This is a genomic window from Aquimarina sp. AU58, from assembly GCF_900312745.1.
Lineage (GTDB): Bacteria > Bacteroidota > Bacteroidia > Flavobacteriales > Flavobacteriaceae > Aquimarina > Aquimarina spinulae.
This window is the reverse complement of sequence record NZ_OMPD01000007.1, coordinates 370597-396495: the sequence shown is the minus strand read 5'-3', so window position 1 is coordinate 396495 and position 25899 is coordinate 370597. Positions and strand designations below refer to the sequence as shown.

The 25899-nt window shown below is 32.4% G+C and carries 26 protein-coding genes; 17 read left to right on the top strand and 9 right to left on the bottom strand.

Annotated features, from left to right (window positions below; translation table 11 throughout):
- Positions 1-88 precede the first annotated feature (88 nt).
- The gene (locus DK441_RS04180; protein ID WP_074409396.1) at positions 89-493 is read left to right on the top strand and encodes a thioesterase family protein; all 405 of its coding nucleotides are present in this window, start codon (positions 89-91) and stop codon (positions 491-493) included.
- On the opposite strand, the gene DK441_RS04175 is transcribed toward DK441_RS04180, so the two are convergent.
- From DK441_RS04175 to DK441_RS04150, 6 genes are all read right to left on the bottom strand, one after another.
- Positions 490-1104 carry a YigZ family protein gene (locus DK441_RS04175; protein WP_109097618.1) on the bottom strand — a complete coding sequence of 205 codons (615 nt, stop codon included), beginning with the start codon at positions 1102-1104 and terminating at the stop codon, positions 490-492. The two genes, DK441_RS04180 and DK441_RS04175, sit on opposite strands and share 4 nt — an antisense overlap.
- 10 nt (positions 1105-1114) lie before the next feature.
- Positions 1115-1984 (bottom strand): hypothetical protein, encoded by an 870-nt coding sequence (locus DK441_RS04170; RefSeq protein ID WP_109097617.1) that lies wholly within the window; start codon positions 1982-1984, stop codon positions 1115-1117.
- Positions 1981-2589, bottom strand: coding sequence for an HAD family phosphatase (locus DK441_RS04165; RefSeq protein ID WP_109097616.1), 609 nt, complete (start codon positions 2587-2589; stop codon positions 1981-1983). The genes DK441_RS04170 and DK441_RS04165 overlap by 4 nt, the downstream gene beginning before the upstream one ends.
- Positions 2582-3628, bottom strand: a complete 1047-nt coding sequence (gene ribD / locus DK441_RS04160) for a bifunctional diaminohydroxyphosphoribosylaminopyrimidine deaminase/5-amino-6-(5-phosphoribosylamino)uracil reductase RibD (protein ID WP_109097615.1) — start codon at positions 3626-3628, stop codon at positions 2582-2584. The genes DK441_RS04165 and ribD overlap by 8 nt, the downstream gene beginning before the upstream one ends.
- Positions 3629-3698: 70 nt before the next feature.
- Positions 3699-4166, bottom strand: coding sequence for a hypothetical protein (locus tag DK441_RS04155; RefSeq protein WP_160111949.1), 468 nt, complete (start codon positions 4164-4166; stop codon positions 3699-3701).
- Between the two features lie 184 nt (positions 4167-4350).
- Positions 4351-4812, bottom strand: a complete 462-nt coding sequence (locus tag DK441_RS04150) for a hypothetical protein (RefSeq protein WP_109097613.1) — start codon at positions 4810-4812, stop codon at positions 4351-4353.
- 116 nt (positions 4813-4928) lie between these two features.
- On the opposite strand from DK441_RS04150, the gene DK441_RS04145 reads away from it, so the two are divergent.
- The 16 genes from DK441_RS04145 (at position 4929) to DK441_RS04075 (ending at position 19722) form a co-directional block, all read left to right on the top strand.
- Positions 4929-5417, top strand: coding sequence for a GNAT family N-acetyltransferase (locus tag DK441_RS04145; protein WP_109097612.1), 489 nt, complete (start codon positions 4929-4931; stop codon positions 5415-5417).
- A gap of 18 nt (positions 5418-5435) precedes the next feature.
- Positions 5436-6287, top strand: coding sequence for a peptide chain release factor N(5)-glutamine methyltransferase (gene prmC / locus DK441_RS26990; RefSeq protein ID WP_235015703.1), 852 nt, complete (start codon positions 5436-5438; stop codon positions 6285-6287).
- 12 nt (positions 6288-6299) lie between these two features.
- Entirely contained in the window at positions 6300-6890 is a 591-nt protein-coding gene (locus DK441_RS26985) for a TIGR00730 family Rossman fold protein (protein ID WP_235015702.1), read from the top strand.
- A 139-nt stretch (positions 6891-7029) separates the two neighbouring features.
- Complete coding sequence (gene ligA / locus DK441_RS04135) at positions 7030-9024, top strand: NAD-dependent DNA ligase LigA (RefSeq protein WP_109097611.1); 1995 nt, start codon at positions 7030-7032, stop codon at positions 9022-9024.
- Positions 9021-9707 (top strand): lysoplasmalogenase family protein, encoded by a 687-nt coding sequence (locus DK441_RS04130; RefSeq protein WP_109097610.1) that lies wholly within the window; start codon positions 9021-9023, stop codon positions 9705-9707. Before ligA ends, DK441_RS04130 begins: the two co-directional genes overlap by 4 nt.
- A 132-nt stretch (positions 9708-9839) precedes the next feature.
- A complete protein-coding gene (locus tag DK441_RS04125) occupies positions 9840-10535 on the top strand; it encodes a hypothetical protein (RefSeq protein ID WP_109097609.1) in 696 nt (231 codons plus the stop codon).
- 95 nt (positions 10536-10630) lie between these two features.
- Positions 10631-11335, top strand: a complete 705-nt coding sequence (locus tag DK441_RS04120; RefSeq protein WP_160111948.1) for a hypothetical protein — start codon at positions 10631-10633, stop codon at positions 11333-11335.
- A gap of 118 nt (positions 11336-11453) precedes the next feature.
- The gene (locus DK441_RS04115) at positions 11454-11978 is read left to right on the top strand and encodes a hypothetical protein (RefSeq protein ID WP_231389225.1); all 525 of its coding nucleotides are present in this window, start codon (positions 11454-11456) and stop codon (positions 11976-11978) included.
- A gap of 1 nt (position 11979) precedes the next feature.
- Positions 11980-12852 carry a 4-hydroxy-tetrahydrodipicolinate synthase gene (gene dapA / locus DK441_RS04110; protein ID WP_109097607.1) on the top strand — a complete coding sequence of 291 codons (873 nt, stop codon included), beginning with the start codon at positions 11980-11982 and terminating at the stop codon, positions 12850-12852.
- Between the two features lie 20 nt (positions 12853-12872).
- Positions 12873-13799 carry an ion channel gene (locus tag DK441_RS04105; RefSeq protein ID WP_109097606.1) on the top strand — a complete coding sequence of 309 codons (927 nt, stop codon included), beginning with the start codon at positions 12873-12875 and terminating at the stop codon, positions 13797-13799.
- A 231-nt stretch (positions 13800-14030) separates the two neighbouring features.
- A complete protein-coding gene (locus DK441_RS04100) occupies positions 14031-14825 on the top strand; it encodes an outer membrane protein assembly factor BamD (protein ID WP_109097605.1) in 795 nt (264 codons plus the stop codon).
- A 15-nt stretch (positions 14826-14840) separates the two neighbouring features.
- Positions 14841-15173, top strand: a complete 333-nt coding sequence (locus DK441_RS04095) for a DNA-directed RNA polymerase subunit omega (RefSeq protein WP_074409380.1) — start codon at positions 14841-14843, stop codon at positions 15171-15173.
- A gap of 4 nt (positions 15174-15177) precedes the next feature.
- Positions 15178-16389 carry a bifunctional phosphopantothenoylcysteine decarboxylase/phosphopantothenate--cysteine ligase CoaBC gene (gene coaBC / locus DK441_RS04090; protein WP_109097604.1) on the top strand — a complete coding sequence of 404 codons (1212 nt, stop codon included), beginning with the start codon at positions 15178-15180 and terminating at the stop codon, positions 16387-16389.
- Positions 16382-17266, top strand: coding sequence for a DUF4835 family protein (locus DK441_RS04085; protein ID WP_109097603.1), 885 nt, complete (start codon positions 16382-16384; stop codon positions 17264-17266). The genes coaBC and DK441_RS04085 overlap by 8 nt, the downstream gene beginning before the upstream one ends.
- A gap of 72 nt (positions 17267-17338) precedes the next feature.
- Positions 17339-19003 carry a DNA repair protein RecN gene (recN, locus tag DK441_RS04080; protein ID WP_109097602.1) on the top strand — a complete coding sequence of 555 codons (1665 nt, stop codon included), beginning with the start codon at positions 17339-17341 and terminating at the stop codon, positions 19001-19003.
- Positions 19004-19227: 224 nt separating this feature from the next.
- Positions 19228-19722, top strand: coding sequence for a CAP domain-containing protein (locus DK441_RS04075; protein WP_109097659.1), 495 nt, complete (start codon positions 19228-19230; stop codon positions 19720-19722).
- 18 nt (positions 19723-19740) lie between these two features.
- Here DK441_RS04075 and DK441_RS04070 read toward each other — a convergent pair whose 3' ends face one another.
- Genes DK441_RS04070 through DK441_RS04060 form a run of 3 tightly spaced genes read right to left on the bottom strand, consistent with a single transcriptional unit; the run spans position 19741 to position 25569 of the window.
- A complete protein-coding gene (locus DK441_RS04070; protein ID WP_109097601.1) occupies positions 19741-21690 on the bottom strand; it encodes an OmpA family protein in 1950 nt (649 codons plus the stop codon).
- A 10-nt stretch (positions 21691-21700) separates the two neighbouring features.
- The gene (locus tag DK441_RS04065; protein WP_109097600.1) at positions 21701-22642 is read right to left on the bottom strand and encodes a type IX secretion system membrane protein PorP/SprF; all 942 of its coding nucleotides are present in this window, start codon (positions 22640-22642) and stop codon (positions 21701-21703) included.
- Positions 22643-22653: 11 nt separating this feature from the next.
- Entirely contained in the window at positions 22654-25569 is a 2916-nt protein-coding gene (locus tag DK441_RS04060) for an Ig-like domain-containing protein (RefSeq protein ID WP_109097599.1), read from the bottom strand.
- Positions 25570-25899: the final 330 nt, after the last annotated feature.

Genomic DNA, 25899 nt, shown 5'->3' with positions numbered 1-25899 from the left:
ATTTAGGGGTTGAATATTAATTATTTTTTTTGCATAATTTGACAACACTACTTTTTAATTAAACTAAATAACCCCTTATTTTTAAAATATGCTAATCACTTCAGAAACTTTACTAAAGGTGCGATACTCTGAAACCGATCAGATGGGTGTAGTATATCATGGTAACTACGCGCAGTATTTAGAATTGGCACGAATTGATTGGTTATCCCGATTAGGGGTCTCATATAAATCAATGGAAGAAAATGGTGTTATGCTTCCTGTATTTACATTAGACTTTAAATTTAAGAAATCTGCCTTTTTCGACGATGAATTAATTGTTAAAACTTCGTTGAAGAAAATTCCTACAGCAAAAATCGTTTTCGATTTTGAGATTTTTAATAAAAATAATGAATTACTAACAACAGCATCTACAACTTTAGTCTTTGTTGATAGTAAAACAAGAAAGCCTATTCCATGTCCCTCTTACTTGCTTGAAAAAATAAAAAACTATTAACCTTGTGTTTTTCTAATTTCTATACCATACAACGGGGAAAAAACATCTTTTATTTTATCTGCAAACTTTTTTCTTACCGAAATGTGAATTTTACAATTCAATTTATGATCTTGTTTCGTGATTTTTAAAGTATGCTCTTTAATAATCCTCATCACTTTATTCATGTCTTTATATTCGAAAATAAGTACAAAATCAATATTAATTGTTTTTTCGACTATATCTGAAGTTTCAAGTGCTAATTGAGCAGCAGTTCTATAGGCGTTAATTAATCCGCCAACTCCTAGTTTGACACCTCCAAAATAACGCACTACAACAATTAGTATATAAGTAACATCAAAAGATAGAATCTGACCATAGATGGGTTGGCCCGCAGAATTAGGAGGTTCACCATCATCATTAATACGGTATGTAGCAGGTTCGGTCCCTATTTTCCATGCATAACACCAATGTCGGGCAGCGTGATGTTTCTTTTTAAGATCGGCAATAATATGTTTGGCCTCCTCTTCTGTAGTAATAGGGAATGTGTATCCAAAAAACTTGCTATTCCTATCTTTAAAAAGAGCTTCCTCTCCGGGAGTGTTAATTGTTTTATATGTGTCTTTTATTTCCAATGAATATATGCTATATAGAAAAGGCAACTAAGATAATGCTAATAATCGCCAGAATAATACCTATCCAGTTTTTAAAGGTTAATTTTTCTTGAAAAAACAGAATCCCTGCGAGAGTTGAAACCAAAAGTATAGCTACATTATTAATAGTAAATACTGTAGAGCTATCCATACTGTCATGGCGTAATGCCTGAATCAGAAAATAAATCGAAAAATAATTAGGAACACCTAATACAATTCCTGCAATAATGTTTTTAAATGCAATTTTAAATGTTCCTGTTATTGCTTTAGATGCTAGTGTGATAATTCCAACAATGGCAGCAAATCCAAAAACGGTAGCAGAAAAAACCGGAATATCATTTTTAGCCACATAATGTGTTTCTAAAAATTTAATACTGGTATCAATAACTCCACTTCCGATAAAAACCAGTAATGGAAAAATAAGATTCTTTTTTGTAATAGGAATTCCTCCGGTGGTTTTAGTCGAAGTGAGATAAACCGCGATAAGTGCAATTAGAATTCCTGCAATTTTTATGATACCTGTGCTTTCTTGGTAGGCAATAATTCCAACAATAATAGGGATTACCAAGCTCATTTTAGTAGCTACAGCAGCTACAGAGAGACCATTTCTTTGTGTAGTAATTGCCATAAGATTAAATACAGATATAAATATTACCCCCAGGATCATTGCTCCAAAAAACCATCCTTTTTCAGATACAGAAGGTAAATCTATTGGTTCTGAATATGCTATAATTCCTGAAACACAAGCTACTATATAATTAACAACAATTGCCTGAAGTGTATCTACATGGTATTTAGCAAACAACTTGAAGATGATAAAAATCAGAGTAGATGCTAATACACTAAGAACTAAATAGATCAAAATAAATTAGATTTTATGGTAAATAAATCTGTAACATCTTCGGTTACAGGGTTGTTGTTCCAGATGTGCATTCCCAGTGCAGCAGCAGTGTCTGTATTATCCTTTGTATCATCAATAAAAAGTGTTTCACTTGGGTTTAATTGGTGTTGTTCTAGAACAAATTCAAAAATATAAGGTTCTGGCTTTCGTAAATTGATTTCGTGAGAAAGGTAAAAAGCATCAAAACATGATTTGAATGCAGGGAAAAAGCTAATGTGTTCCTTAATCCAATTAATATGCAATTCATTATTATTACTAAGTAAAATCAACTTGTAACGTTGTTCTGAAGCTAGTTTCTGAATAAATTCTAGACGATGTTTAGGAAAATCCTGTAAAAGAGCATTCCATGCATAGATAAGTTGCTTTTCTGAAGCTTGTGGAATATGCTTCTGAAAATTTTCTATAAGTTCTTTCGTAGTAATTTTGCCTGCTTCATACAAGATATTAAGCTCTCGTAATTCTGTAGTAAGCTTTTCGTTGTTAAGGTTATATAATTCTCTTTCTGTTGCGGACTTGTCTAAATTAAGAAAGACGTCTCCAAAATCAAAAATTATAGTTTTAATCATTTTGATATGTCTTTAGGGTGTCTGTCATGATTTTTTGTTCAGAAATTAGATTTCCATTTTGTGTAGGTGCTTTTATTCCGGTTCCAAAAGTAATATTTCCTTCAAAAACCCTAGCTTCATCCCAGAGGTTTTTATCAATAAAAGATTGTGTTGTATAAGAACCTCCTTCTATGATCACTGATTGGATGTTGTGTTTATAAAGAATGTTGCATATTTCTTTGGCAAGATTCTCTTGCGTGTCGACAACCTCATAAATAAGAGTATTGCTGTTTTCTTGTTTGAATTTTTCTGAAGTAATCACAATTGTCTTTACCGATTGATCTAATACGGCAGAATCTTTAGGTATTTTTCCTGATCTGTTAATCACAACTCTTATGGGATGATGTTGGCTAGACCAATCTCTGATGGTAAGTTTGGGATTATCCTTAATAACGGTTTGGCTGCCAACCAAAATGGCTTGTTCTTCTGCTCGCCATTTATGTACAATTTGCCTGGAATATGTATTTGTAATCCAAACAGGTTCTCTTTTGTTTGTAGTAACCGGTGCAATATAACCATCTGCAGTTTCTGCCCATTTTAGGATGATATATGGCCGTTTTTTGTTATGAAAAGTAAAAAACCTTTTGTTTAATGCTAAGCATTCATTTTCTAAAACCCCAACAATTACATCACAGCCAGCATTCATTAATTTTTGAATTCCTGCACCCGATACTTTTGCAAAAGTATCTATTGTACCGATAACTACCTTTTTGATTCCTTTTTGGATAATAAGGTCGCTACAAGGAGGTGTTTTTCCAAAATGACTACAAGGTTCAAGGCTAACATAGATGGTAGCGTCTTTTAAAAGAGAGTGATCTTTTACCGAAGCAATAGCATTTACTTCGGCATGAGGTTTGCCCGATTGATAATGCCATCCTTCACCAATGATACTGTTGTTATGCACAATTACACTACCTACCAAAGGGTTTGAGTAGGTCGTTCCTAGTCCGTTTTTGGCAAGCTGTATGCAGCGTTTTATGTATTTTTCGTGTGTTTTCACTTTTGCAAATAGCAAAAATAAGTAAAACTATGTGTTTTATATGGTATAGTAGACCTGTAGTATTGATTAATTATCTTTTTAGCTCAAACACATATTTCATAACACCTTTTTTTTGATCCTTCTTAGGGTTCCATTTGATACGAACTATTTGGGTTTCCTTAGAAGGAAAGATTTTTTCATTAACACCGTGTATAGCTATAAAAATAACACATTTAGAAAAATAGCCTTTCTCTACATTCTTATCAACCGAAGATATTTTGAGTACAATCTCATTAGTGCCATTTTTTATAAGCTTTTGAGCTTTATTGTTACTTACCTGGCTTGCTGATTTTTCAAATTCATGTAATTTTTTACCATTTAAATAAATTTTACCTGCTACGCCTTCAGTTGTTTTGGCTTCGAGTTGATAATATTTAAATGGTTCTGTTTTTATTGGGGTGATTTTAATAATTTCAGATGTATTCTGAGTTTGGCTAAAAGAGTTTATAACTGGAAAAAAAATCACAATCAAAATAAAGTTTTTAATCTGCTTAATCATTTTATTTTCAAGATTAATTAATGTGGGTTTGATAGATTTCGGTTTATGATAGTGCAATTATCAAGAAAGAAACTGTGTCTAAGAATGTTGAACGTGTAGCACAAATATAGTTACTTGATATAGGTTTAGAGTCACTGTTTTCAGTGAAAAACCACCAAAATTATGCTGTGTAGAATTGCTGTTTTTATTTTAATTTCACCTTTTGCTGTTTGTCAATTGTATAAGGGTAAGAAAAATTTCCAAAATGATATCGAATTACCCCTTTGTATTGTATATCAAGCGAATCACTCTGAATTACTTTTAATACACTGCCAAGAATACTATTTTTATTTTTTTTATAGACTTTAGAAAGTGAAAAAGTTCCTTCTAATGGAATAGCGAATTCATTTTTTGAAGGAACATCGAACTCTTGTGAAGAGAGTGCTCCGACATCTATGTTATCAACAAAAATGTGTATGCTGTCTATAGAAAGTTTTCCTTTTATGTGATTTGGATTATTAAAAATAGCATCTGCTTTAAGTGTTATATTGCGCATACTGACATTTTTAACCTCGATATTATCGACATATTTAAATTCAGGTTTTTTAGAAATAGAACAACTGGTAATACCTATGAGTAATGTTGATAATAATAGAAACTTATTCATTGATTCCTTGTTAGATTTAACGTATATTTCAATACCTTTTAAGAAGTTAATTTTTTAGTTAAATGAAGATTAGAAGAACCTTCTGGTGATACCACAAAAATAGTATTTTAAAAATAATGAATGATATAAAAATACGAGCAATACAGCCAAAAGATAATAAAGTAATTGCCTCGGTAATACGAGAAGTCTTAATAGAAATGGGAGTGCCTAAAGTAGGGACAGCTTATGAAGATACGTCTTTGGATAGTATGCATGAAACTTATAACTATTCGAGAATGAAGTATTATGTAGTCGAAGAAGAAGGTAGAATCATCGGTGGTGCGGGTATTGCTCCTTTAGAGGGAGAAGTTGTTAAAGATATCTGCGAGTTGCAAAAAATGTATTTCTTACCGCAGGCGAGAGGCAAAGGAGTTGGGTATAAGATGATAAATACATGCCTTGATTTTGCAAAAGAACAAGGATATACCAAATGTTATTTGGAAACAATGCCTTATATGGAATCTGCCAGGAAATTGTATAAAAAAGTAGGCTTTACTCCTTTGGAAGAGCCATTGGGAGATACCGGGCATTATAGTTGCCAGGCATGGATGATAAAAGATCTATAACTAAAAATAAACTTCAAATTGAAGATAAAAGACCTTAGAGTTAGTTTTACAAATTCTTTATCCGGGATCTATGATTCTGAAGAAGTATTGTCTTTTTTTTATATACTTTCCGAAGAGATTTTAGGGCTTAAAAGAGTAGATGTTGCTATGTGTCTCGATAAAATACTCACCGTTAATGAAAAAGCGAATTTTGATAACGCTATAAAACGACTCGAAAAACAAGAGCCTATTCAATATATAATTGGGGAGACCTATTTTTTTGGAATACCATTTATAGTTAATGAACATGTATTGATTCCGAGACCAGAAACCGAAGAGTTGGTAGATTGGATTTTGAAAGATCAAAAAAAAGAGAAACAATCAATAACAATACTGGATATTGGTACAGGAAGTGGTTGTATAGCTATTTCTTTAGCAAAAAAAATACCTGAAGCCAAAGTGTTTGCAATGGATATATCAGAACAGGCTATACAAGTTGCAAGAGACAATGCAAAGAAAAATCAAGCTGATATAACATTTGTTAAAACAGATATTCTAGAGGTTGAAGAACTATTTCAAGATTTTGATATCATAGTTTCTAATCCGCCTTATGTACGAGAGTTAGAGAAAAAAGAAATGAAATCGAATGTGCTTGATAATGAACCACAGCAGGCTTTGTTTGTTTCTGATGATGAGCCTTTACTCTTTTATAAGAAGATTACAGATCTGGCTAAGGGAAAATTAAGAGAAAATGGTAGTTTGTATTTTGAAATTAATCAATACCTGGGTATAGAAACCAAAAATATGATCGAGAGTAAAGGGTTTAAACCTGTAGAAGTACGTAAGGATATATATGGTAATGAACGTATGATAAGAGCTCGTTTAAATTAAAAATCTATTACTATGAACAGTCTGAATTCAATTTGTGTATTTTGTGGAAGCAGCGAGGGGAATGATACCAGGGTTATTGCAGAGGCATTGTTGCTAGGAGAAAAACTAGCAGAACAAAAAATCACTCTGGTGTATGGTGCTGCAAAAATTGGGATAATGGGAAAGGTTGCCCAGGGAGTGATGCAGCAAAAAGGGAAGGTGATAGGAGTGATCCCAGAATTTTTAAAACGAAAAGAAGTAGTGCATCAGGGGTTATATGAACTAGTTACTACTGTTAATATGCACGAGCGAAAGATGAAAATGCAAGAGCTTAGTGATGGTTTTATTACATTACCTGGGGGATTTGGGACGTTAGAAGAATTGTTCGAAATTATAACATGGTCTCAGTTAGGTTTACATCAAAAACCAATTGGGCTTTTAAATACTGGAGGATTTTACAATGACCTGTTAGCTTTGTTAGAAAATATGGTACGAAGAGGGTTTTTAAAAATGGAAAACTATGAGTTACTCCTTGTTGATGATGATATAGATAGGTTATTAGGAAAAATGAGAGCCTTCAAGCCGGCACAAGTACCAAAATGGTTAAAACCAGAAAGAACATGATATTCATTAACTAAATGAAAACGAAACGATTTATAACAACATTAAAAAACAATAAAGAATAATTGTCTTAACCATTAAACCTGCCAATACATGGTAGGTATTTTGTCTGACCATTAAAAAACAAGACATATAAGTACCAATGAATACAGAACAACACATCAATCAATTAAGGGAAGAACTAAGGCAGCATAATTATAACTACTACGTACTGGATGCTGCTGTAATAAGTGATTATGAGTTTGATATGAAGCTCAAAACACTGCAGGAATTAGAAGAAAAACACCCAGAGTATTACGATCCTAATTCTCCAACACTTAGGGTTGGGGGCGAAGTAACCAAGAATTTTGAAACGGTAGTTCATGAGTATCGAATGTACTCTCTTGATAATTCATATTCAAAAGAAGATTTATTAGATTGGGAAAAACGTATCAAAAAGTTGGTTGATGGAGAGGTTAGTTATACCTGTGAACTTAAGTATGATGGAGCATCTATAAGTCTTACTTATGAAGATGGGGTATTGGTAAAGGCAGTAACCAGAGGAGATGGTATTCAAGGAGATAATGTTACGACAAATGTAAAAACTATTAACTCTGTACCATTAAAGCTGAAAGATGGTTTTCCTCCAAAATTTGATATTCGGGGAGAAATTATTTTACCTTATGAAGGTTTTGCAAAAATGAATGAAGAACGAATAGCAGCAGGAGAAGACCCTTATGCTAATCCCCGAAATACAGCTTCTGGTAGTTTGAAATTACAGGATAGTAGTGAAACAGCAAAGCGACCACTAGATTGTTTGTTATATAGTATTATAGGAAATAGATTAGGAATTGTAACTCAATTTGAAAGTTTAGAAAAGGCCAGGGAATGGGGGTTTAAAGTTCCTGTAGAATCTAAATTGGTACATTCGATCGATGAGGTACTGGATTTTGTAATATACTGGGATGAGCATCGCCATAATTTACCATATGAAACCGATGGTGTGGTGATTAAGGTAAATAATCTTCAGCAGCAAGAAGAACTGGGTTTTACCGCCAAAGCTCCCCGATGGGCTATGGCTTATAAATTTAAAGCCGAACAGGTTTTTACAACCCTTCATGAAATTACATATCAGGTAGGTAGAACGGGGGCAATTACGCCGGTAGCTAACCTCGAACCTGTATTGCTTGCAGGAACTACAGTAAAAAGAGCTTCTTTGCATAATGCCGACCAGATTGAGAAATTAGATATACGTGTTGGAGATACGGTTTTTGTAGAAAAAGGAGGGGAGATTATTCCAAAAATAATAGCAGTTGATTTTCAAAAAAGAGACAACAATTCGCAACCAACAGTATATATAACGCAATGCCCAGAATGTCATACCGATCTTATACGTAAAGAAGGAGAGGCTCAGCATTATTGCCCTAATTACCAAGGGTGTCCGCCTCAGATAATTGGACGCATACAGCATTACATTTCTCGTAAAGCGATGGATATCGATGGGCTGGGAGGAGAAACCGTAGCACTGCTGGTTAATGAAAACCTGATCATAAACTATGCAGATCTTTATGAATTAAAAAAAGAGCAAGTCGTTCCTTTAGAAAGGATGGCAGAAAAAAGTGCAGAAAACCTTATTGCCGGAATAGAAAAATCTAAAGAAATTCCTTTTGAACGTGTTTTATTTGCATTGGGAATTCGATATGTGGGAGAAACCGTAGCAAAGAAACTCGCAAAACATTATAAGTTTATTGACGCTATTATCGAAGCTTCAGAAGAAGAACTGGTAAATGTAGATGAGATAGGAATAAAGATAGCTCAAAGTGTTGTAGAGTTTTTTGCTTCAGAAGAAAATAAAAATTTAATCAACAGGTTAAAACAATATGGAGTTCAGTTAGAAATTTCTGCAGAAAAACTGGCAAATCAAACAGATACTCTACAAGGACAGACATTTGTGGTGTCAGGAGTTTTTGAAAAAGTTTCACGTAATGAACTTAAAAAAATGATAGAAGATAATGGAGGTAAAATATCTAGTTCTATTTCTTCTAAAACCTCTTTTATTGTTGCAGGTGCTAATATGGGACCCAGTAAGTTAGAAAAAGCAAAAGCACTAGAGATTCCTATTATTAGTGAAGACGAATTTCTTAGTAAAATAGCATGAAAATAAGAACTCTTATTAAGGTGTTATTGCTCATTACAGGGGGACTTTGTGTATTGAGTACTGCTATGAACTGGCCCGACTTAGAGTTGTATATAAAGCCAACCACTGTGCCTTTATTTTTTATGCTGTATTGGTTTAATACAAAGCGTATAAGTATTCCGTTTTTACTGGTTTTATTACTTTGTTTTCTGGGAGATATATTTCTACTTACAGATTTTGAGCACAGTTTTATATATGTATTGTTAAGTTATGGTATTTGTTATTTGTTGTTGTTCTATTTCTTATATAAGAATCATAAACCTATAGATTATGATGGTACAGATATCGCTTATGTGTCAATTTTCTTTGTGGTATGGTCTTTTATTGTTTATGAAATTTATGATGCAATACACGTAGGAATGGGGGGTATTAAGCACTATGGATTAGTATATTTACTAATATTATATGTGTTGTTTATAGGAGCTGTTTTTCATTACGTAAATGTTAGGTCAACCAAGTCGTTATGGTTTTTGATTGCGGTGTTAAATTTTGTCATTAGTGATTCTTGTTTTGCATTAAACAGGTTTTATGTGTCTTCAATCGAATTTGAAATTATTAATTCTATTTACCAATTATTGGCTGTTTTTTTTCTTGTACAGTTTAAGATATCTAGTTCGACTTCTTTAAAATTAAATAAATTGTAATAGAGCATTTTTATGACAGTTTTGAGTTGTCTCAAAATTTAGTATCTTGTGTAAGGGAAAAATTTATGATTGTGTAACAAAGTGTCCTATAGAGAATTATATTGATTTTTTTTGGGATGCAAATTAAAATTAATGAATGGAGGAAAACTACTAAAGCTTTTAATTTCTTTTTTAATTATTATACAAGTATTAGGATATGTGTTTCAAAGTGATTTTTTAAACACATACACTAGTTTGATTCTTGTTGTATTAATAGCCACACTTTATTTTGTAAATTCTAAACGAATAAGAACATTTAAAGTTATTGTTCTTCTGATTTTCTTAATAAAAGAGTTAGGTGTATTTTATACTATTGATAATATTGTGAAATTTCAGATAGAGGCACATATAGTGGCCTATATCCTGTTGTTTTATTTCTTGTATTATAATCATAAGTCATTTGTGTATAATAGCAGAGATGTTTTTACATTGGTATTAGGCAGCTCTTTGTTTACCATTATATTTTTTATGGCTTACCTGGAGCTTAAAGACCCTATGGAAGAAATACGAGTATTGGGGTTTCTTTATTTGTTACTAATTTATGTTTTACTAATTGTAGGAGCGATGCATTATATAAACATACGATCAGAAAAATCTTTATGGTTTTTTTTATCTATGTTAAATTTTGCATTTAGTGACTTTATGTTTTTAATCGATAGATTTTATCTACGATCTAAAGAGTTTAATGTTCTTATGCTAATATGCAGCCCGATTGCTCTTCTTTTTTTGGTAAACTATATGATAACTAAATCGTTAGTTCTTAAGTCTGAAGAGTTCGAAGGGTTTTGATTTTAAATAACGAAACGCTAATTGTTGAAAATAGAAATACCATATTACCTAAATTAATTACTATATATGAATCTTGTAATCTTCTAAAAAAATCCTTGAAAACAATAAATATTACATATCTATTAACCTATTTTGCTTTTTTGATCGTTATATGTGTAGCTATCTTTTTTGATAAATGGGTGTTGGTATATGTTAAACCAATTGTTTCTTTATCATTAATAGTTTTGTATCAAAGGTTTGTAAAAAAAACCAGTCTTCTATTTCCTTTAAGTATGCTTGTAATTGCAGCAACCGATGTTTTTGTGTATTTAGACTTTACGAAGTATTTTTCAATTATTGCAATACTAATTGCTTTATTCTATACTTTGTGTTTGCTTTTGTTAAAGAATTTCATATCGATACAGGAAATAAAACTAAATAAATTAATATCTCCTCAGGTTATAGTTAGTGTATTTTTGATAGGGTATCTTATTTTTTCTATTACCAGATTGGTTTTGCCCAAAATTATAAATTCTATAGGATCAGTAATATTGATCGTAGTAAGTCTTCTTTTATTTGTTACAGTTTGTTTTTTTATTTATGTTGCTAATCGATACGAGAAATCAATTTATCTTTTTATAGCTTCGTGCTGTACCTTATTTGTAGATGCGTTTCTTGCGATAAATGAATTGTATTATTACAGTAGGTTATTTACTACAATGATTAATATTGTAGAAATTGCAGGGTTATACTTTTTTACTATTTTTTTTGTGGAAACAAAACTTGTTAAAAAGGAACGTTTAGAAGATAAATATTTATAGATTTAACAAAAATCACTAAGTTGTGTTAATTGGGAAGTTTTTGTTTTTTCTCGAAGTATACCAGATGATTTTAATTTGTAAAATGGCTACATTTGTGGCTTATTAATTTTTTTAATAAATGATTTTAAAAGGTCTTAAAAGAAATGCAATAAAGAAAAGTGCTGAAGCATATCTCAAAGAAAGAGAAACCAGATCTCAAAACATTTCTAATTTAAAAACCCTTGCAGTTCTTATTGATGCAACTCAATCGATTAATATCGTTTCATTATTGAAACTTGCTAATGAATTAGGAGTGAAATCAGAAGAACTAAAAGTGATAGGCTATAAAGAAGATCAGAAAGAAATTATAGATGATAAAGATGCGGCTTATTATAATGATAAGAGTTTTGGGGTAAACGGTGCAATAAAAAGTAAGTCTTTACAAGATTTTGTAGATAAAGATTTTGATGTTTTGATCAATTTTTATGAAAAAAATTCTGTAGAGCTAAACTATGTAGCAGCAGCTTCTAAAGCTAAGTTTAAAGTTGGTTTTGCAGAAGTAGATAATCGAATTAACGATTTGATTATTGGATCAACCACAAATGACACCAATCTTTTTATATCAGAGCTTAAGAAATATTTAAAAATTTTACAGATTATATAGTATGAATGATTTTCTAAGAGGAACAGGTATAGCATTAGCTACTCCTTTTAATAAAGATGGATCGATAGATTATGATGGTGTTACATCATTAGTTAATTTTTGTATAGAAGGGAACGTAGAATATTTGGTTGTATTAGGAACTACCGCAGAGTCAGCTACGCTCTCTAAAGAAGAAAAGAAGAATTTAACAGCACATATAGTAGAGGTAAATAGTAAAAGACTTCCTTTGGTAATTGGAGTAGGAGGAAATAATACATCGGCAGTTGTTGATGAGATTAAAGAAATCAACTCATCTGATTTTGATGCTATTCTCTCTGTCGTTCCTATGTATAATAGACCTAGTCAAGAAGGCATTTATAGACATTATAAAGCCATAAATGATAGTGCGACTTTACCTGTTATATTGTATAATGTTCCATCTAGAACAGCAACTAATATGACAGCAGAAACAACTTTACGCCTTGCTCAATTAGATAAAATAATCGGAATTAAAGAAGCAGTGGGAGACTTTACTCAGGTTTTACAAATTATCAAAAATAAACCTTCTGATTTCCTTGTGATTTCTGGTGATGATGCATTAGCATTGCCGGCTGTAGTAGCAGGCGGAGACGGAGTGATAAGTGTAGTTGGTCAAGGGTTTCCGGCATCATTTTCAGAAATGATACGATTAGGATTATCAGGAGAAACAAAAAAAGCATTTGAGAAACTATATACATTATTACCAGCAATAGATTATGCCTTTGAAGAAGGAAATCCTGCCGGAATAAAAAATATCCTGAAAGTAAAAGGGGTGTGCGAAGACAATCTTCGTTTACCACTAATACCCGTTTCAGAAGGTTTAGCAAAAAGAATAGAAGAGTTTGTTGAAGATTAATCGTTTTCAAAAATGAAGTGATGGCTAAAAAAATAAAAGATCCTGGTATAGGTAAGTCCTCTAATAAATACGCTAAACGATTTATCAATCCAGATGGCTCTTTTAATATAAAACATATCAATAGACCAAGTTCTTTATCAGAGAGCTATAACTATCTGATTAGTATTAGTTGGGCCAAATTTTTCCTATGGGTCGTATTGGGGTATACTTTGATCAATGCGTTATTTGCTATGATCTATACATTTTTAGGGATATCAAATATTACAGAATCTACAGGAAGCGTTTTAAAAGATTTTCTTAATGCCTTCTTTTTTTCGGCTCAGACTATTACAACTGTAGGATATGGAGCGATGGCACCAAAAGGGCTTGTTTTTGGAATCATTTCTTCTTTTGAAGCTCTTATAGGATTATTGAGTTTTTCGTTTATCACAGGGTTGTTATATGGTAGGTTTTCTAGGCCAAGAGCAAATATTAGGTTTAGTAGCAGTATGGTATTTAGAAAACATAATGGAGTAGATTGTATTATGTTTAGGTTAATGAGTAGAAGTGCTAATGTAATGATTCGACCTAAAATTGAAGCTACACTCTCTTTGTCTCAAGAAAGTAAAGACAAAAAATATATCAATAATTTTTACAGCCTAAAGCTGGAAAGAAATTCGATTACATACTTGCCTACAACCTGGACTATTGTACATCCTATTGATGAATTGAGTCCATTAAAAGAATTTAGTAAAGAGCAGTTGCAAAAATTAAACGGAGAAATTTTAATATTAGCTAGTTATTATGATGAATCTTTTGCGCAGGAAGTTCATCAGGTTCATTCTTATGTATTGAAGAATTTAAAACAAGATCAAAGTTTTATTCCAGCATTTTATTATGATGAAGAAGGCTATACAATTCTGGATCATGATAATCTGGATAAGACCTTACCGCATAGTTCTATTTAATTTTGTAAAACTATTTTTTTAGTGTTAAATACTATTAATCCTGCAACATACCATTAATTATATAGTTATTGAAATGAGCTAAAATCAATAAAATGATATAGACAGAAATGTTTATTAGCCAATTCTACCAGCTTAATTCTAGAAACAATAGAGAGTAGCAGGTGAATAGATGAATTAAAGTTTTTGTAATACGGCAGAAATATATACTTTTGCCAGATGTTTTTTTAAGATATGAAGAGATTATTGTATTTACTTGTTTGTGTGTTATTTTTAGGATCTTGTAGTGAATACCAAAAGGTACTAAGAGGCGAAGATTTAGCTGCTAAATATAAAGCTGCAGAGAACTTGTACAAAGAAGGGAAGTACAAAAAGGCCTTAAAGCTTTTTGAACAGATTGTACCTCAATATAGAGGAAAGCCACAAGCAGAAAGAGTAATGTTCTATTACGCCGATACTTATTATCAGTTAGAAGATTATTATCTTGCAGGATACCAATTTGAAAGATTTGCTAAATCTTACCCAAAAAGTCAAAAAAGGGAAGAAGCATATTATAAAGGAGCTAAAAGCTATTATGATTTGTCTCCAAGATATAGCTTGGATCAGGAAGATACAGATAAAGCACTCGAAAAACTTCAGGCATATATTAATGCATATCCAGAAAGTGAGAACCTAAAAGAAGCAAATAAGTTAGTTGCAGAACTTAGAGAAAAGAAAGAAAGAAAGACTTATGAAGTAGCTAAACAATATCATCATAGGGAGAATTATAAAGTTGCTATTTCAGCTTTTGATAATTTCCTCATAGATCATCCAGGATCTCCTTATAGAGAAAAAGTATTATATTACAAATTAGAATCAGAATATCTTTTAGCAATAGGTAGTTATGAAAGTTTGGTAAGAGAGCGTTTAGAAATTGCCCAAGGGTATTATAATAGTTATAAAAAATATTATAAAACAGAAGGAGAGTATCTAGAAAAAGCAGAAGAATTAGGAGAAGATATAAAGACAAGATTAGAAGAATATAAATAGAAAATAAAGTAGAAGATGGATTTGAAAAAAAGTAATGCGCCGGTAAATACAACTACTATTGATAAAAATCGTATCGATCAGCCAACAGATAATATCTATGAGGCAATTTCGATAATATCAAAAAGAGCAACTCAAATCAATACCGATATCAAGAAAGAGCTTCTTGAAAAATTAGATGAGTTTGCTACTTATAATGATAGTTTAGAAGAGATTTTTGAAAATAAAGAACAAATAGAAGTTTCTAAATTCTATGAAAGATTACCAAAACCACATGCTTTGGCAGTACAAGAATGGTTAGAAGGTAAGATTTATCACAGAAATACAAAAGTAGACTCAGGGTCTCTATAAATTTATGTCTATAATAAGCGGTAAAAAGATTTTAATTGGTGTCACCGCTGGTATTGCTGCTTATAAGACAGCAAACTTAGTGCGCTTATTTATTAAATCAGGAGCAGAGGTAAAAGTAATAATGACCCCTGCTGCTAAGGATTTTGTAACACCGCTTACATTATCTACATTATCAAAAAATCCAGTTCATTCCTCTTTTTTCGATGATGAAGATGAAAATGCAATTTGGAATAATCATGTAGATTTGGGATTATGGGCAGATTTTATGATCATAGCACCAGCTACTGCTAATACATTATCCAAAATGGCAACAGGTAATAGTGATAACTTGCTGTTGGCAACCTATCTATCTGCAAAATGCCCTGTTTATTTTGCTCCAGCGATGGATTTGGATATGTATAATCATCCTTCTACGCATCAAACATTTAAAAAATTACAAGAGTTTGGTAATACCATGATCCCTGCAGAATCAGGAGAATTGGCAAGTGGTTTGATCGGTCAGGGACGTATGGCAGAACCTTCTACTATTATTGAGTTTGTAGAAAAAGATATTTTAGATAAACTTCCGTTAAAAGATAAGCGGGTTCTGATTACTGCAGGCCCTACATATGAAGCAATTGATCCGGTAAGATTTATAGGTAATCACTCTAGTGGCAGAATGGGGATTGAACTTGCTAAAACCGCTGCTAATTTAGGAGCACAAGTAACTCTTGTTTTAGGACCTTCTGCTCTTAAAATTAACCATGGTCTTATTCGTGTGATTAATGTAGTTAGTGCCAAAGATATGTATGAAGCTGTAGTTTCTGTGTATAATGATTGTGATATTGCAATTGCATCTGCAGCAGTTGCAGATTATAGGCCAAAGGCAATATCAGATCAAAAAATAAAAAAGGCAGATACAGAATTTTCTATTAAATTAGAGCGAACAACCGATATCCTTAAATGGATGGGAGCAGAGAAGAAAAACCAATTTCTTGTTGGGTTTGCTTTAGAAACAGAAAATGAAGAGGAGAATGCGAAGAATAAATTAAAAAATAAGAACTTAGATTTAATTGTTCTTAACTCTCTTAATGATAAAGGAGCTGGTTTTAAAGGGCAAACGAATAAAGTAACATTGATTAATCATAAATTGGAGATTAAAGCGTTTGACTTAAAGACAAAGTTAGAAGTTGCACAAGATATATTTAATGAAATTAATACATTGAACAATGAATAGGTTGTTACTTGTTATCGTATTTGTAGTTAGCTTAGGAGTTAATGCTCAGGAGTTTAATGCCACTGTGGTTGTTAATGCAGAGCAAACGGGTAATCCTAATTTACAAGTCTTTAAAACCTTAGAGCGTGCACTAACCGAATTTATTAATAATTCGAAGTGGACTTCTATAGATTATCGAACAGAAGAAAGAATCAATTGTAGTTTTTTTATAACTATAAACAGTTTCGATAATGATCTTTTTTCTGCTACTGTACAAGTGCAGGCATCCCGTCCAGTATATGGATCTAGTTATAATACTACAATCTTTAATATAAATGATAAGCAGTTTAATTTTAACTACTTAGAATTTCAACCTTTAAATTATAATCCAAATAGCTTTGAGTCAAATTTAATCTCTGTAGTTGCATTTTATTTGTATACCATTTTAGGTATAGATGCAGATACTTTTGAGCTAAATAGTGGAACCAGTTATTATCAGGAAGCTAAAAATATTGTTAGTAATGCTCAAGGGAGTAATACACTTGGTTGGGCCAGAGAACAAAACCCTAATAGATTTAGACTTAATGATGATCTTCTTTCGGGAACATATGAAGGGTATAGAAAAACGATGTACGCCTATCATAGAGAGGGGTTAGATGTTATGTATAATAATGTGAAACAAGGGAAAGAAACAATTACAGAATCTATGAAGTCGCTTGAGGAAATGCATAATACCAGGCCTAATTCTTATATAATGAGAGTGTTTTTTGATGCCAAAGCAGATGAGATTTCAAGTGTTCTTTCTGGAGGACCTTCAGTTAATATTGCAGAAACCGTTGAAATACTTAATAAAGTAGGACCTACATATTCAGAAAACTGGAAAACTATAAAGTTTTAAAAAATGCTTTATTTTTAATTATTGTAAATAGTATCTTTACTTTTTTAAAAACAACAAAAATTTTTCTATCCTTTGCTAAAAGGTCTTTCTATAAAAAACTTCGCCTTAATAGAACAGCTACAAGTAGCTTTTGATTCGGGTTTAATAACGATTACAGGAGAAACTGGAGCGGGTAAATCTTTATTGCTTGGTGCTTTGGGATTGTTATTAGGAAAAAGAGCAGATCTAAGTAGTGTTAAAGATAATACTCAAAAATGTGTAATAGAGGGAGTTTTTGATGTGAAAAAATATGGGCTTACTTCTTTTTTTGAAGAAGAAGCGCTGGATTATGAAGATCAAACTATAATCAGACGAGAGATTTTGCCATCGGGTAAATCCAGAGCTTTTATAAATGATACGCCGGTCACTTTACAATCATTAGCGTCTCTAGGAAGTAGATTAATAGATATCCATAGTCAACACCAAACATTAGAGGTAACTACAAATGATTTTCAATTTGAGGTATTAGATGCATTGGCTGATGCAGATCGTGAAATAAAATCTTACAAAAGAGGTTTAGAGCTTTTAAAACAAAAAGAAAAAGAAGTAGGTACTCTTATAGCTGATCAAGAAAATTTCACAAAAGAATATGATTACAATGCTTTTCTTTTAAATGAATTGGAAGAAGCAAAGCTTAAGCCAGGTGAACTACAAGAATTAGAAGAACAATACGATCAACTTAATAATATAGAAGAAATTCAGGAACGATTATCGGGATCTGTTGCTGTAATGTCTTCAGAAGAAGTTGGGGTATCTGATCAATTAAATACAATCAAAAATAATCTCTCTAAAATAGAATCGTATTCTGGACCTTTGCAAGAACTTTCTCAAAGAATTCAGAGTGTATATATAGAGTTAGATGATGTAAGTAGCTCTTTACTTGATGAATTAGAAAAACTGGAAGCGGACCCTGAGCGATTAGAACAAATTAGCCAGCGTTTGCAATTATTACACAATCTACAAGTAAAACATGCGGTATCAGATATAAAAGAATTGATCGTAATAACGGATACATTACGAGAAAAAGTTTCTAAAACAGAATCGCTGTCAGAAGATATAGAGAGGCTTAAAAAAGAAATAGTTACTATTCAGTCTCAATTAGATAAAGTTGCAGAAAAGATTCATAAGAAACGAAATAAGGCACTTCCTTTACTTATAAAGGAGTTAGAAGATATTCTTAAAGCACTGGGAATGCCAAATGCAGCATTTCAAGCCTCTTTAGAGCCACAGGAAAAGTATTTGTCTAACGGAAAAGAAGTGCTAACATTTCTGTTCTCTGCCAATAAAGGAGGAGCTTTTGGGCAACTTAAAAAAGTGGCTTCAGGAGGAGAGCTGTCAAGAATTATGATTGCGATTAAATCTATTTTATCTAGATACACACAGCTACCTACAATTATTTTTGATGAAATAGATACCGGTGTATCTGGTGAAGTTGCTCATAAAATGGCAGATTTAATGATGAATATGAGTAAGAACCTACAAGTTTTCAGTATTACACACTTGCCGCAGATCGCTGCTAATGGTCAAAACCATTATAAAGTATATAAAGAAGATATACAAAATACTACTATTACTCAGCTTAAATTGCTAAGCGAGGAAGAACGAATTAACGAAATTGCCGAAATGATTGGTGGCAAAAACATTTCTGATTCGGCATTAACCCATGCAAAATCATTATTGAATTCAGCCCTAAATTAAGTAGAGTAAAGTTGTAAGTCTATCATAAATAAGTAGATTTTTACTTTCTTTGATTTAATGATTAGAAACAAGTGTTAAAGTGCTAAAAACGTGTATTTTATCGATTATTTGCAATATAACGCGTTTAAAGGGTGTTTTTTATCGATTTTAACATTTTTGACCCTAGTTTGTTTTCTTTTATTTTGTAGTTTGTGCAAGTAGCCCCAAACCTACGCCCCCAAATTATGAAATCACCTATCAAAGTAATCTATATTGCTTGTATGGCAATGTTGTTATATTCCTGTTCTGCAGAAAATGTTGAAGATAATTTAGACTCTTCTAACAAGGAATTTACTGTTCCTGAAGTAAAATCAATAGAAATTGAAATTTTAGATCTTATAAATAGCTATAGGGTTTCTAAGAATTTAAATACCCTTGAATCTCTAGATATTATAAAATCACAAGCCTATAGTCATACCGATTACATGATTAAGCAAAATAATATATCTCACGATTATTTTTATGAGCGTAAATCATATCTTGTTGCGAATGCAGGAGCAAGTAAAGTAGCCGAAAACGTTGGATACGGCTATTCCTCGGCAGAATCTATTGTTAATGCATGGATAAAAAGTGATAGTCATAGAAGTACAATAGAAGGTGATTTTACAGATTTTGATATTTCTATAGAACAAAATGAAGATGGTGTGATGTATTGTACTAATATTTTTATTAAAAGATAACCTTCTTACTGACTTCAATTATTCATAGTCATTGAGTATCAAAAAAGCTGAACGTCTGTTTTCATCATGATCTTTTTCTGTACAAGGAGGTTTGTTATCTATACCACACTTGTTTAATAATCGTGATTCACCATAGCCTATAGCACTTGGGATCCTGTTTGTGGCAATCCCTCTTGATAAAATATAATCTCTGGTAGCATTAGCACGTCTATTAGAAAGTTTCATGTTGTACTTAGCACTACCACGGTTATCTGTATGAGATTCAATCTTTATAATCATTTTAGGGTTTTCTCGCATCACATTAACAATATTCTCTAATTCATAGGCTGCATCTGGGCGAATATCATATTTGTCAAAATCGAAGAAAATAGGATTAACTACAATTTCTTTTTTTATGATTAAAGGAGTTAGGTATAGATCTAATTTTATTTCACTTCCATTAGTTGTAGTTGTCGAAAATTGTTTAGAATCTGGCCTGTAATTTGCTTTGGTAGCAAGAATAGAATATGTTTTTCCGCATGATACCTCTTCAAAAATATAGTTGCCGTTATTATCAGATAGGGTAGTATTAATAATTTTACCTGTTTCATCAATGATTTTAACAGTAACTTCTGCAAGTGGTTTTAAGGTGAGTTTATCGTATGTTACCCCGGTCAAAACTTGCTTACATTCGTATTTGTCAAATATATAGATGTCATCGCTACCCTTACCTCCAATTCTGTTAGAAGAAAAATACCCAGAATCACCATCTGTATTTAAAAAGAAAGCAAAATCATCATAGCCACTATTGTATGGGGCTCCCAGGTTTTTAATTTCGACCTCTTCATCGGCTCTTTTTTTAAGCATATTAGATTTGTAAATGTCTAAAAAACCAAGATTTATATGGCTATCTGATGAAAAATATAATGTAGAGTCTTTTGCTACAAAAGGAAAAACTTCCCGGCCTTCGGTATTAATTTTGTCTCCTAAATTTTTTACAGCTCCAAAAGAACCATCATCGTTTATAGCTACTTTATATAGGTCTGATTGTCCATATCCTCCTTCTCTGTCTGATACAAAATACAAGGTTTTTTCATCAGGGCTTAACGCTGGATGCCCTGTCGAAAAAGTTTTGTCATTAAATGGTAATTCTTCAATGGCTGTCCATTGATTGCCTTTAAGCTTGGCTCTATATAATTTTAGATTAGAATTACCTTCTTTATCATAAGATGTTCTTTTTCTTTTATTAATGTTGTTTCTGGTAAAAAAGAGTGTTTTACCATCTTTAGTGATTGTTAATGTGCCTTCGTGTTCATTCTTTAAATTTACTGCGTCTGAAGAAATAGGAGCAATGTTGTTTACTACAATAGTTGAATCAATTCGATCAATTGTAGATTGATAAATGTTTAAATAAGGTTCTCCATTCCATTTATAAATTTTCTTTTTGCCTTTGGCATTGTCATCTGCTCTAGAGGATGAGAAATATAAATTTCCATTTTGTTCAAACCCACCAAAATCAGAGTATTTGCTATTAGAGTTTAGGTTTATTACACGAACATGAATATCTTTTGGAGTAGATAATTCTTGAAATTTTTCAAGACTTATGCTTTCAGAATTTTTGGTGTATTTGCCATTTTGTTGAAGTGCTTTAAATTTTTTAAGCCACTGATTAGCTTCCTCATATTTACCTAAACTTCGTAAGGTTTGTATGAATTTATAGATGTATTGAGGGTGTATCTTTTTGTATTTGTTAACTGCTTTGTTATACCAAAAATATGCTTGTTCTGAGTTAGAATTGTTATAATAGCAATCTCCTATCCTAGATAGAATATGTTTACTGCTATCTTCTCTTTTTAATGCTTCTTTGTATAATTCAATAGCTTTTAAGTATGCGAAATCTCTAAAATATTTATCTGCTACCTTTATTTTTTGCGCATAAATAAAGGTGCTAAACAGGAGTGCTAAAATTAGAAATATTCTATTTTTCATACGTATGCTATTAAAAGTACCTGGGAGACCTGACACGCTTTTCATTAAATAATTCGTACATCAGTAAAATTTCATGAGTGCCACCAATATAAGGGCGTATGTCTGAAATAAAATGTTCATAGGCATAGCCAACTCTAATTTGTTTTGTTACTTGAAAATCTGCTAAGGCTCCTATTGAAGCAGTATGCTCATTATATCTATATGAGCCTCCGAGCCAAAATTTTTCATAGAATAGAAAATTAGCATTTAGATCAATAGAAATTGGCGCGCCATTAGTTGCTTTAAGAAGGGCTGACGGTTTTAATTTTGTGTTTGTACCTAGATCAAACACATATCCTCCTGTAAGGTAATAACTAACGCGTTCTAGGGCTACATATTCTACCGTAGATGTTTCGGTGGTACTATTATTATCGGTATTTAATATTCTTGGTGATGATAGCCCAAGATACCATCTGTCTGAGTGCAGATATAGCCCGGCGCCAATATTGGGATTCCAACGGTTTGAGTAATTTCCAAAGAAAGGATCTTGCGTTACTTCAGGGTCATTTAAAAATTCCCGATCTAGATTGTAATTAGTAGCCCCAGCTTTAAACCCAAAAGCTAATTTCGAATTATCTGTAATATTAATAGAATATGAGAAATCACCATAAATATATAAGTAGTTTTCAAAACCAGGAGTATCTCGTATTACAGATAATCCAACTCCTACTTTTTCGTTTCGTAATGGAGAATGAGCAGATAATGTCTGAGTTTGAGGACCGCCTTGTATTCCTGTCCATTGACTTCTGTGTAAGCCTACAATACTTAATGCTTCTCTGCTACCTGCATAGGCTGGATTTATAGATATGGTATTAAACATATATTGCGTGAACTGTGGCAATTGTTGCGCATATCCGATGATGTTAATGTAAAGTATTAGTAGTACTGTTATTTTGTTTTTTGTAATACCCATTAGTTGTTTTTTTATTTTGTTCCAATATATAATGGGGTACTAATGGGTTTTAAACCACTGTTGTTGATCGTTACTATACAATAATATGTGCCACTAGGTACTTGGTTTGCTGACCCTAAAGATGATTGATGTGCTGTGCCATTCCAATCATTTTGATAATCACTTGATTTGTATATAATCGCCCCCCAACGATTAATGATTTTAACATCTACAACGTAACCGCAATTTTCTACACCATTCACTGCAAAATATTCATTGTACGGATCTCCATTTGGTGTAATTACCTTTGAAATTTTGATAGTATCTTCTCCACAAGAGAATACTGCACATCTATTATGTACTTCTATTGTTGTTTCGAGATATATTGGGCAAGCCAGATTGTTTTCTGTGTAACTAAATGCGATCTCCTCAGAGGTATCTTCGCCAAATAATTCTATGCTTAGAGGATCAAAAAAATGATCATCAACTATAGATGCATTTCCTGATATAACTTCCCAGGTTCCACTAGTACTGTACTCTCCTTCTAATAGATCAAACAAATCAAAAATTTGCGATTCTATTTCATCAAGAGCACATAATGTAGTGTCATTTGCAATTACAGAATTGCTTTCGAATGTTATTGTAGCTTGCACTGTAGTTGCGTTGTTACAATCATCTGTGATAGTGTATTCTACTATCAGGATTCCATCTGTTATATTGTTAAAGTCATAATCCGAAGTTACTAATGCAGTTGCACTCGAGTTACAATTATCGGTTGTACAAGTTTCCAGTAGTGCAATATTATCACTATTCCATTGGTTAGCAATTTCTTCAATATTAGTTGTAGAGCACTCTAAGGTTAAATCAGTAATTGTACAGCTTGTTAGGTCTGGAGGTGTAGAATCATGCAGGGTAAGAATTGCAGTAAGAGTTGTTGTATCTCCATTATCACCTGTGATAGTGTATGTAACTTCTATAGTACCGCCTAGACCGCAAGAACTTACTAAATTATTAAAATCATAATTTGAAGTTATTTGACCAGTAAAATCTGTATTACAAGTGTCAGAAGCGCAGGATTCTAACTCTGCAATATTATTGGCGTTCCAGGTGTTGGCTATGGTTTCATTATCTGTTCCATTACATTCGATGATTTCGTCTGTTACATTACAATTAGTGATATTGGGAGGTACTATAGCAGAGATGGTAATGTACACAGTGGCTCGATCACAAGCAACAACCGGAGAGCCATTATCACATACTGTATAAATAAAACTATCTGTGCCTGTATACCCAGAATTAGGGATATAAGTAAAAGAACCATTGGTGTTAAGAGTAAGGGTTCCGTTATCTACATCATCTACAGGGACTATGTTTATGGTTTGTGTGTCTCCTTCTGGATCAAAGTCATTATCCAGTACATTTCCTTGAATATTTTTACATGCAGTAAAATATGCATCATCATTAGCAAAAGTGCTGTTATTCTGGTTTTTTATAACAGTAATTACTACAATAGTGGTATCGCATAGAGCAGGATTACCATTATCACATATAGTATACTCAAAAGTATCATCACCAGTAAAATCAAGAGGAGGCGTATAGCTATATGTGCCCGTATTGGGATCTATAGCTACTGTAACTCCTTCTGTGGTGGTTACTGTAGGTGTTGTCACTGTAATAGGGTCTCCATCGGGATCAAAATCATTAACTAATACATTACCGTTTACAGGAGTATTTATTTCGGTAATTGCAGTATCTGGATTTGCAATGGGTGCTTCATTTTTGGGATTGCTAATAGGGAGTACTTCGATATATACAGTAGCCGTGTCACAAGCAATTGGATTGCCATCATCACAGATAGTGTATTCGAAAGAATCCTCTCCTGTAAACCCGGTAGGAGGGGTGTAAGTATAAGCACCTGTATTAGGCTCTATATTAACAATAACCCCTTCTGTGGTAGTTGCAGTAGTAGTAGTTACTGTTTGTGTATCTCCTTCGAGATCTTCATCGTTGGTTAATACATTGCCAGAAACGGGTGTATTAATAAAAGTGTTGTTAATGTCTGTCACAGCGTCTGTGCAATTAAATAAAATTGTTGTGCAAACTATAGAAGTACAACAATTAGCATCACGTATCTTTATAGTATAACGTCCTGGTGCGAGATCTAGAAATGTTTCGCTGGTTTGATAATTGGCTCCATTATCGATAGAATATGTATAAGGTGGTACTCCGCCGATTCCTTCTACAGTAATTTGGCCCGAACCGTTACAGCTAATATGGGTTAATTCCTTTACGGAAGCAGATACTGCTTTGCTGGGTTCGGTTATGGTGGCTGAGCTTGTAGTAGTGCAATTTGAAGCATCGGTGATCGTTACCGAATATGTTCCGGCAATTACATTAGTTAAATCTTCATCAGAAGAACCATTACTCCATGCAAAAGTAAATGGAGGGGTACCGTTTTCTACTGTTAGATCAACAGATCCTGTAGCATCGCCATTACAAGATACATTAGTTATAGTATTTGTAGCTTTAATATCACAAGTATTTAAGCATTGAATAACAATACTTTTTGTTACTTGAGTTCCATCGGTATCAGTTACTGTAACACTGTGGGTGCGATTGGTAAGAAGGCTTGCCGTTGCTGTAGTTTGATTGTTAGCAGAAGCACTCCATTGATATGTGTAACCAGGTTTTCCACCAGAAGCGATAGCTTTGGCTTTACCATCACAACATATTCCTGTAGTTGTGGCATCCTGTATTTTTAGTATAGTAAGACTTAATGGATTGGTATATTTGGTATTAATTGTAGTAGTATCCTTTGAGATTAAAGAAGTATACTTGTATTCATGAGGATAATGTGCGTAAACACAAGCCGAAGAGAATAGTAGTGCAAAAAGACAAATAAGAGTGGTGATTCTCTTATGTAAGAGAGTTAACGTAATAATTTTCATATGCCCCGTTTTTTTAATTTGTTCTAAGAAAAAAGCCCCTGTTTTTTTAGTGTTTTAAAAATCAAAAAATGAAAACATCTGACAATGATAATAAGTAACTTGGTAATTTTTTTCCATAACGTATATTCTTAATAATGGTTAATTTTTTTATATAAAGAATTATTTCAACACATAAATCGACTGTATTTTATAGTACTAAGAGTTAGTTACCTATACTTGTATTAATGAAAACAAATTTTTTCAGAAATAGGTACATCATCTTTGTGTAACTAAAAATTCTGTTATAGAAATAACTCTATAATAATTTCAATACTAAGGGGGGATGAAATA

Bases quoted from the DNA above. Each gene is read 5' to 3' on its own strand.
- DK441_RS04070 (WP_109097601.1), bottom strand. From the start codon at position 21,690: ATGAAAAATAGAATATTTCTAATTTTAGCACTCCTGTTTAGCACCTTT.
- dapA (WP_109097607.1), top strand. From the start codon at position 11,980: ATGAATGATTTTCTAAGAGGAACAGGTATAGCATTAGCTACTCCTTTT.
- DK441_RS04095 (WP_074409380.1), top strand. From the start codon at position 14,841: ATGGATTTGAAAAAAAGTAATGCGCCGGTAAATACAACTACTATTGAT.
- DK441_RS04180 (WP_074409396.1), top strand. From the start codon at position 89: ATGCTAATCACTTCAGAAACTTTACTAAAGGTGCGATACTCTGAAACC.
- DK441_RS04065 (WP_109097600.1), bottom strand. From the start codon at position 22,642: ATGGGTATTACAAAAAACAAAATAACAGTACTACTAATACTTTACATT.
- DK441_RS04105 (WP_109097606.1), top strand. From the start codon at position 12,873: ATGGCTAAAAAAATAAAAGATCCTGGTATAGGTAAGTCCTCTAATAAA.
- DK441_RS04130 (WP_109097610.1), top strand. From the start codon at position 9,021: ATGAAAATAAGAACTCTTATTAAGGTGTTATTGCTCATTACAGGGGGA.
- DK441_RS04075 (WP_109097659.1), top strand. From the start codon at position 19,228: ATGAAATCACCTATCAAAGTAATCTATATTGCTTGTATGGCAATGTTG.
- DK441_RS04145 (WP_109097612.1), top strand. From the start codon at position 4,929: ATGAATGATATAAAAATACGAGCAATACAGCCAAAAGATAATAAAGTA.
- DK441_RS04165 (WP_109097616.1), bottom strand. From the start codon at position 2,589: ATGATTAAAACTATAATTTTTGATTTTGGAGACGTCTTTCTTAATTTA.
- DK441_RS04060 (WP_109097599.1), bottom strand. From the start codon at position 25,569: ATGAAAATTATTACGTTAACTCTCTTACATAAGAGAATCACCACTCTT.
- ligA (WP_109097611.1), top strand. From the start codon at position 7,030: ATGAATACAGAACAACACATCAATCAATTAAGGGAAGAACTAAGGCAG.
- coaBC (WP_109097604.1), top strand. From the start codon at position 15,178: ATGTCTATAATAAGCGGTAAAAAGATTTTAATTGGTGTCACCGCTGGT.
- DK441_RS04115 (WP_231389225.1), top strand. From the start codon at position 11,454: ATGATTTTAAAAGGTCTTAAAAGAAATGCAATAAAGAAAAGTGCTGAA.
- DK441_RS04155 (WP_160111949.1), bottom strand. From the start codon at position 4,166: ATGATTAAGCAGATTAAAAACTTTATTTTGATTGTGATTTTTTTTCCA.
- DK441_RS04150 (WP_109097613.1), bottom strand. From the start codon at position 4,812: ATGAATAAGTTTCTATTATTATCAACATTACTCATAGGTATTACCAGT.
- DK441_RS04085 (WP_109097603.1), top strand. From the start codon at position 16,382: ATGAATAGGTTGTTACTTGTTATCGTATTTGTAGTTAGCTTAGGAGTT.
- DK441_RS04100 (WP_109097605.1), top strand. From the start codon at position 14,031: ATGAAGAGATTATTGTATTTACTTGTTTGTGTGTTATTTTTAGGATCT.
- DK441_RS04125 (WP_109097609.1), top strand. From the start codon at position 9,840: ATGAATGGAGGAAAACTACTAAAGCTTTTAATTTCTTTTTTAATTATT.
- DK441_RS26985 (WP_235015702.1), top strand. From the start codon at position 6,300: ATGAACAGTCTGAATTCAATTTGTGTATTTTGTGGAAGCAGCGAGGGG.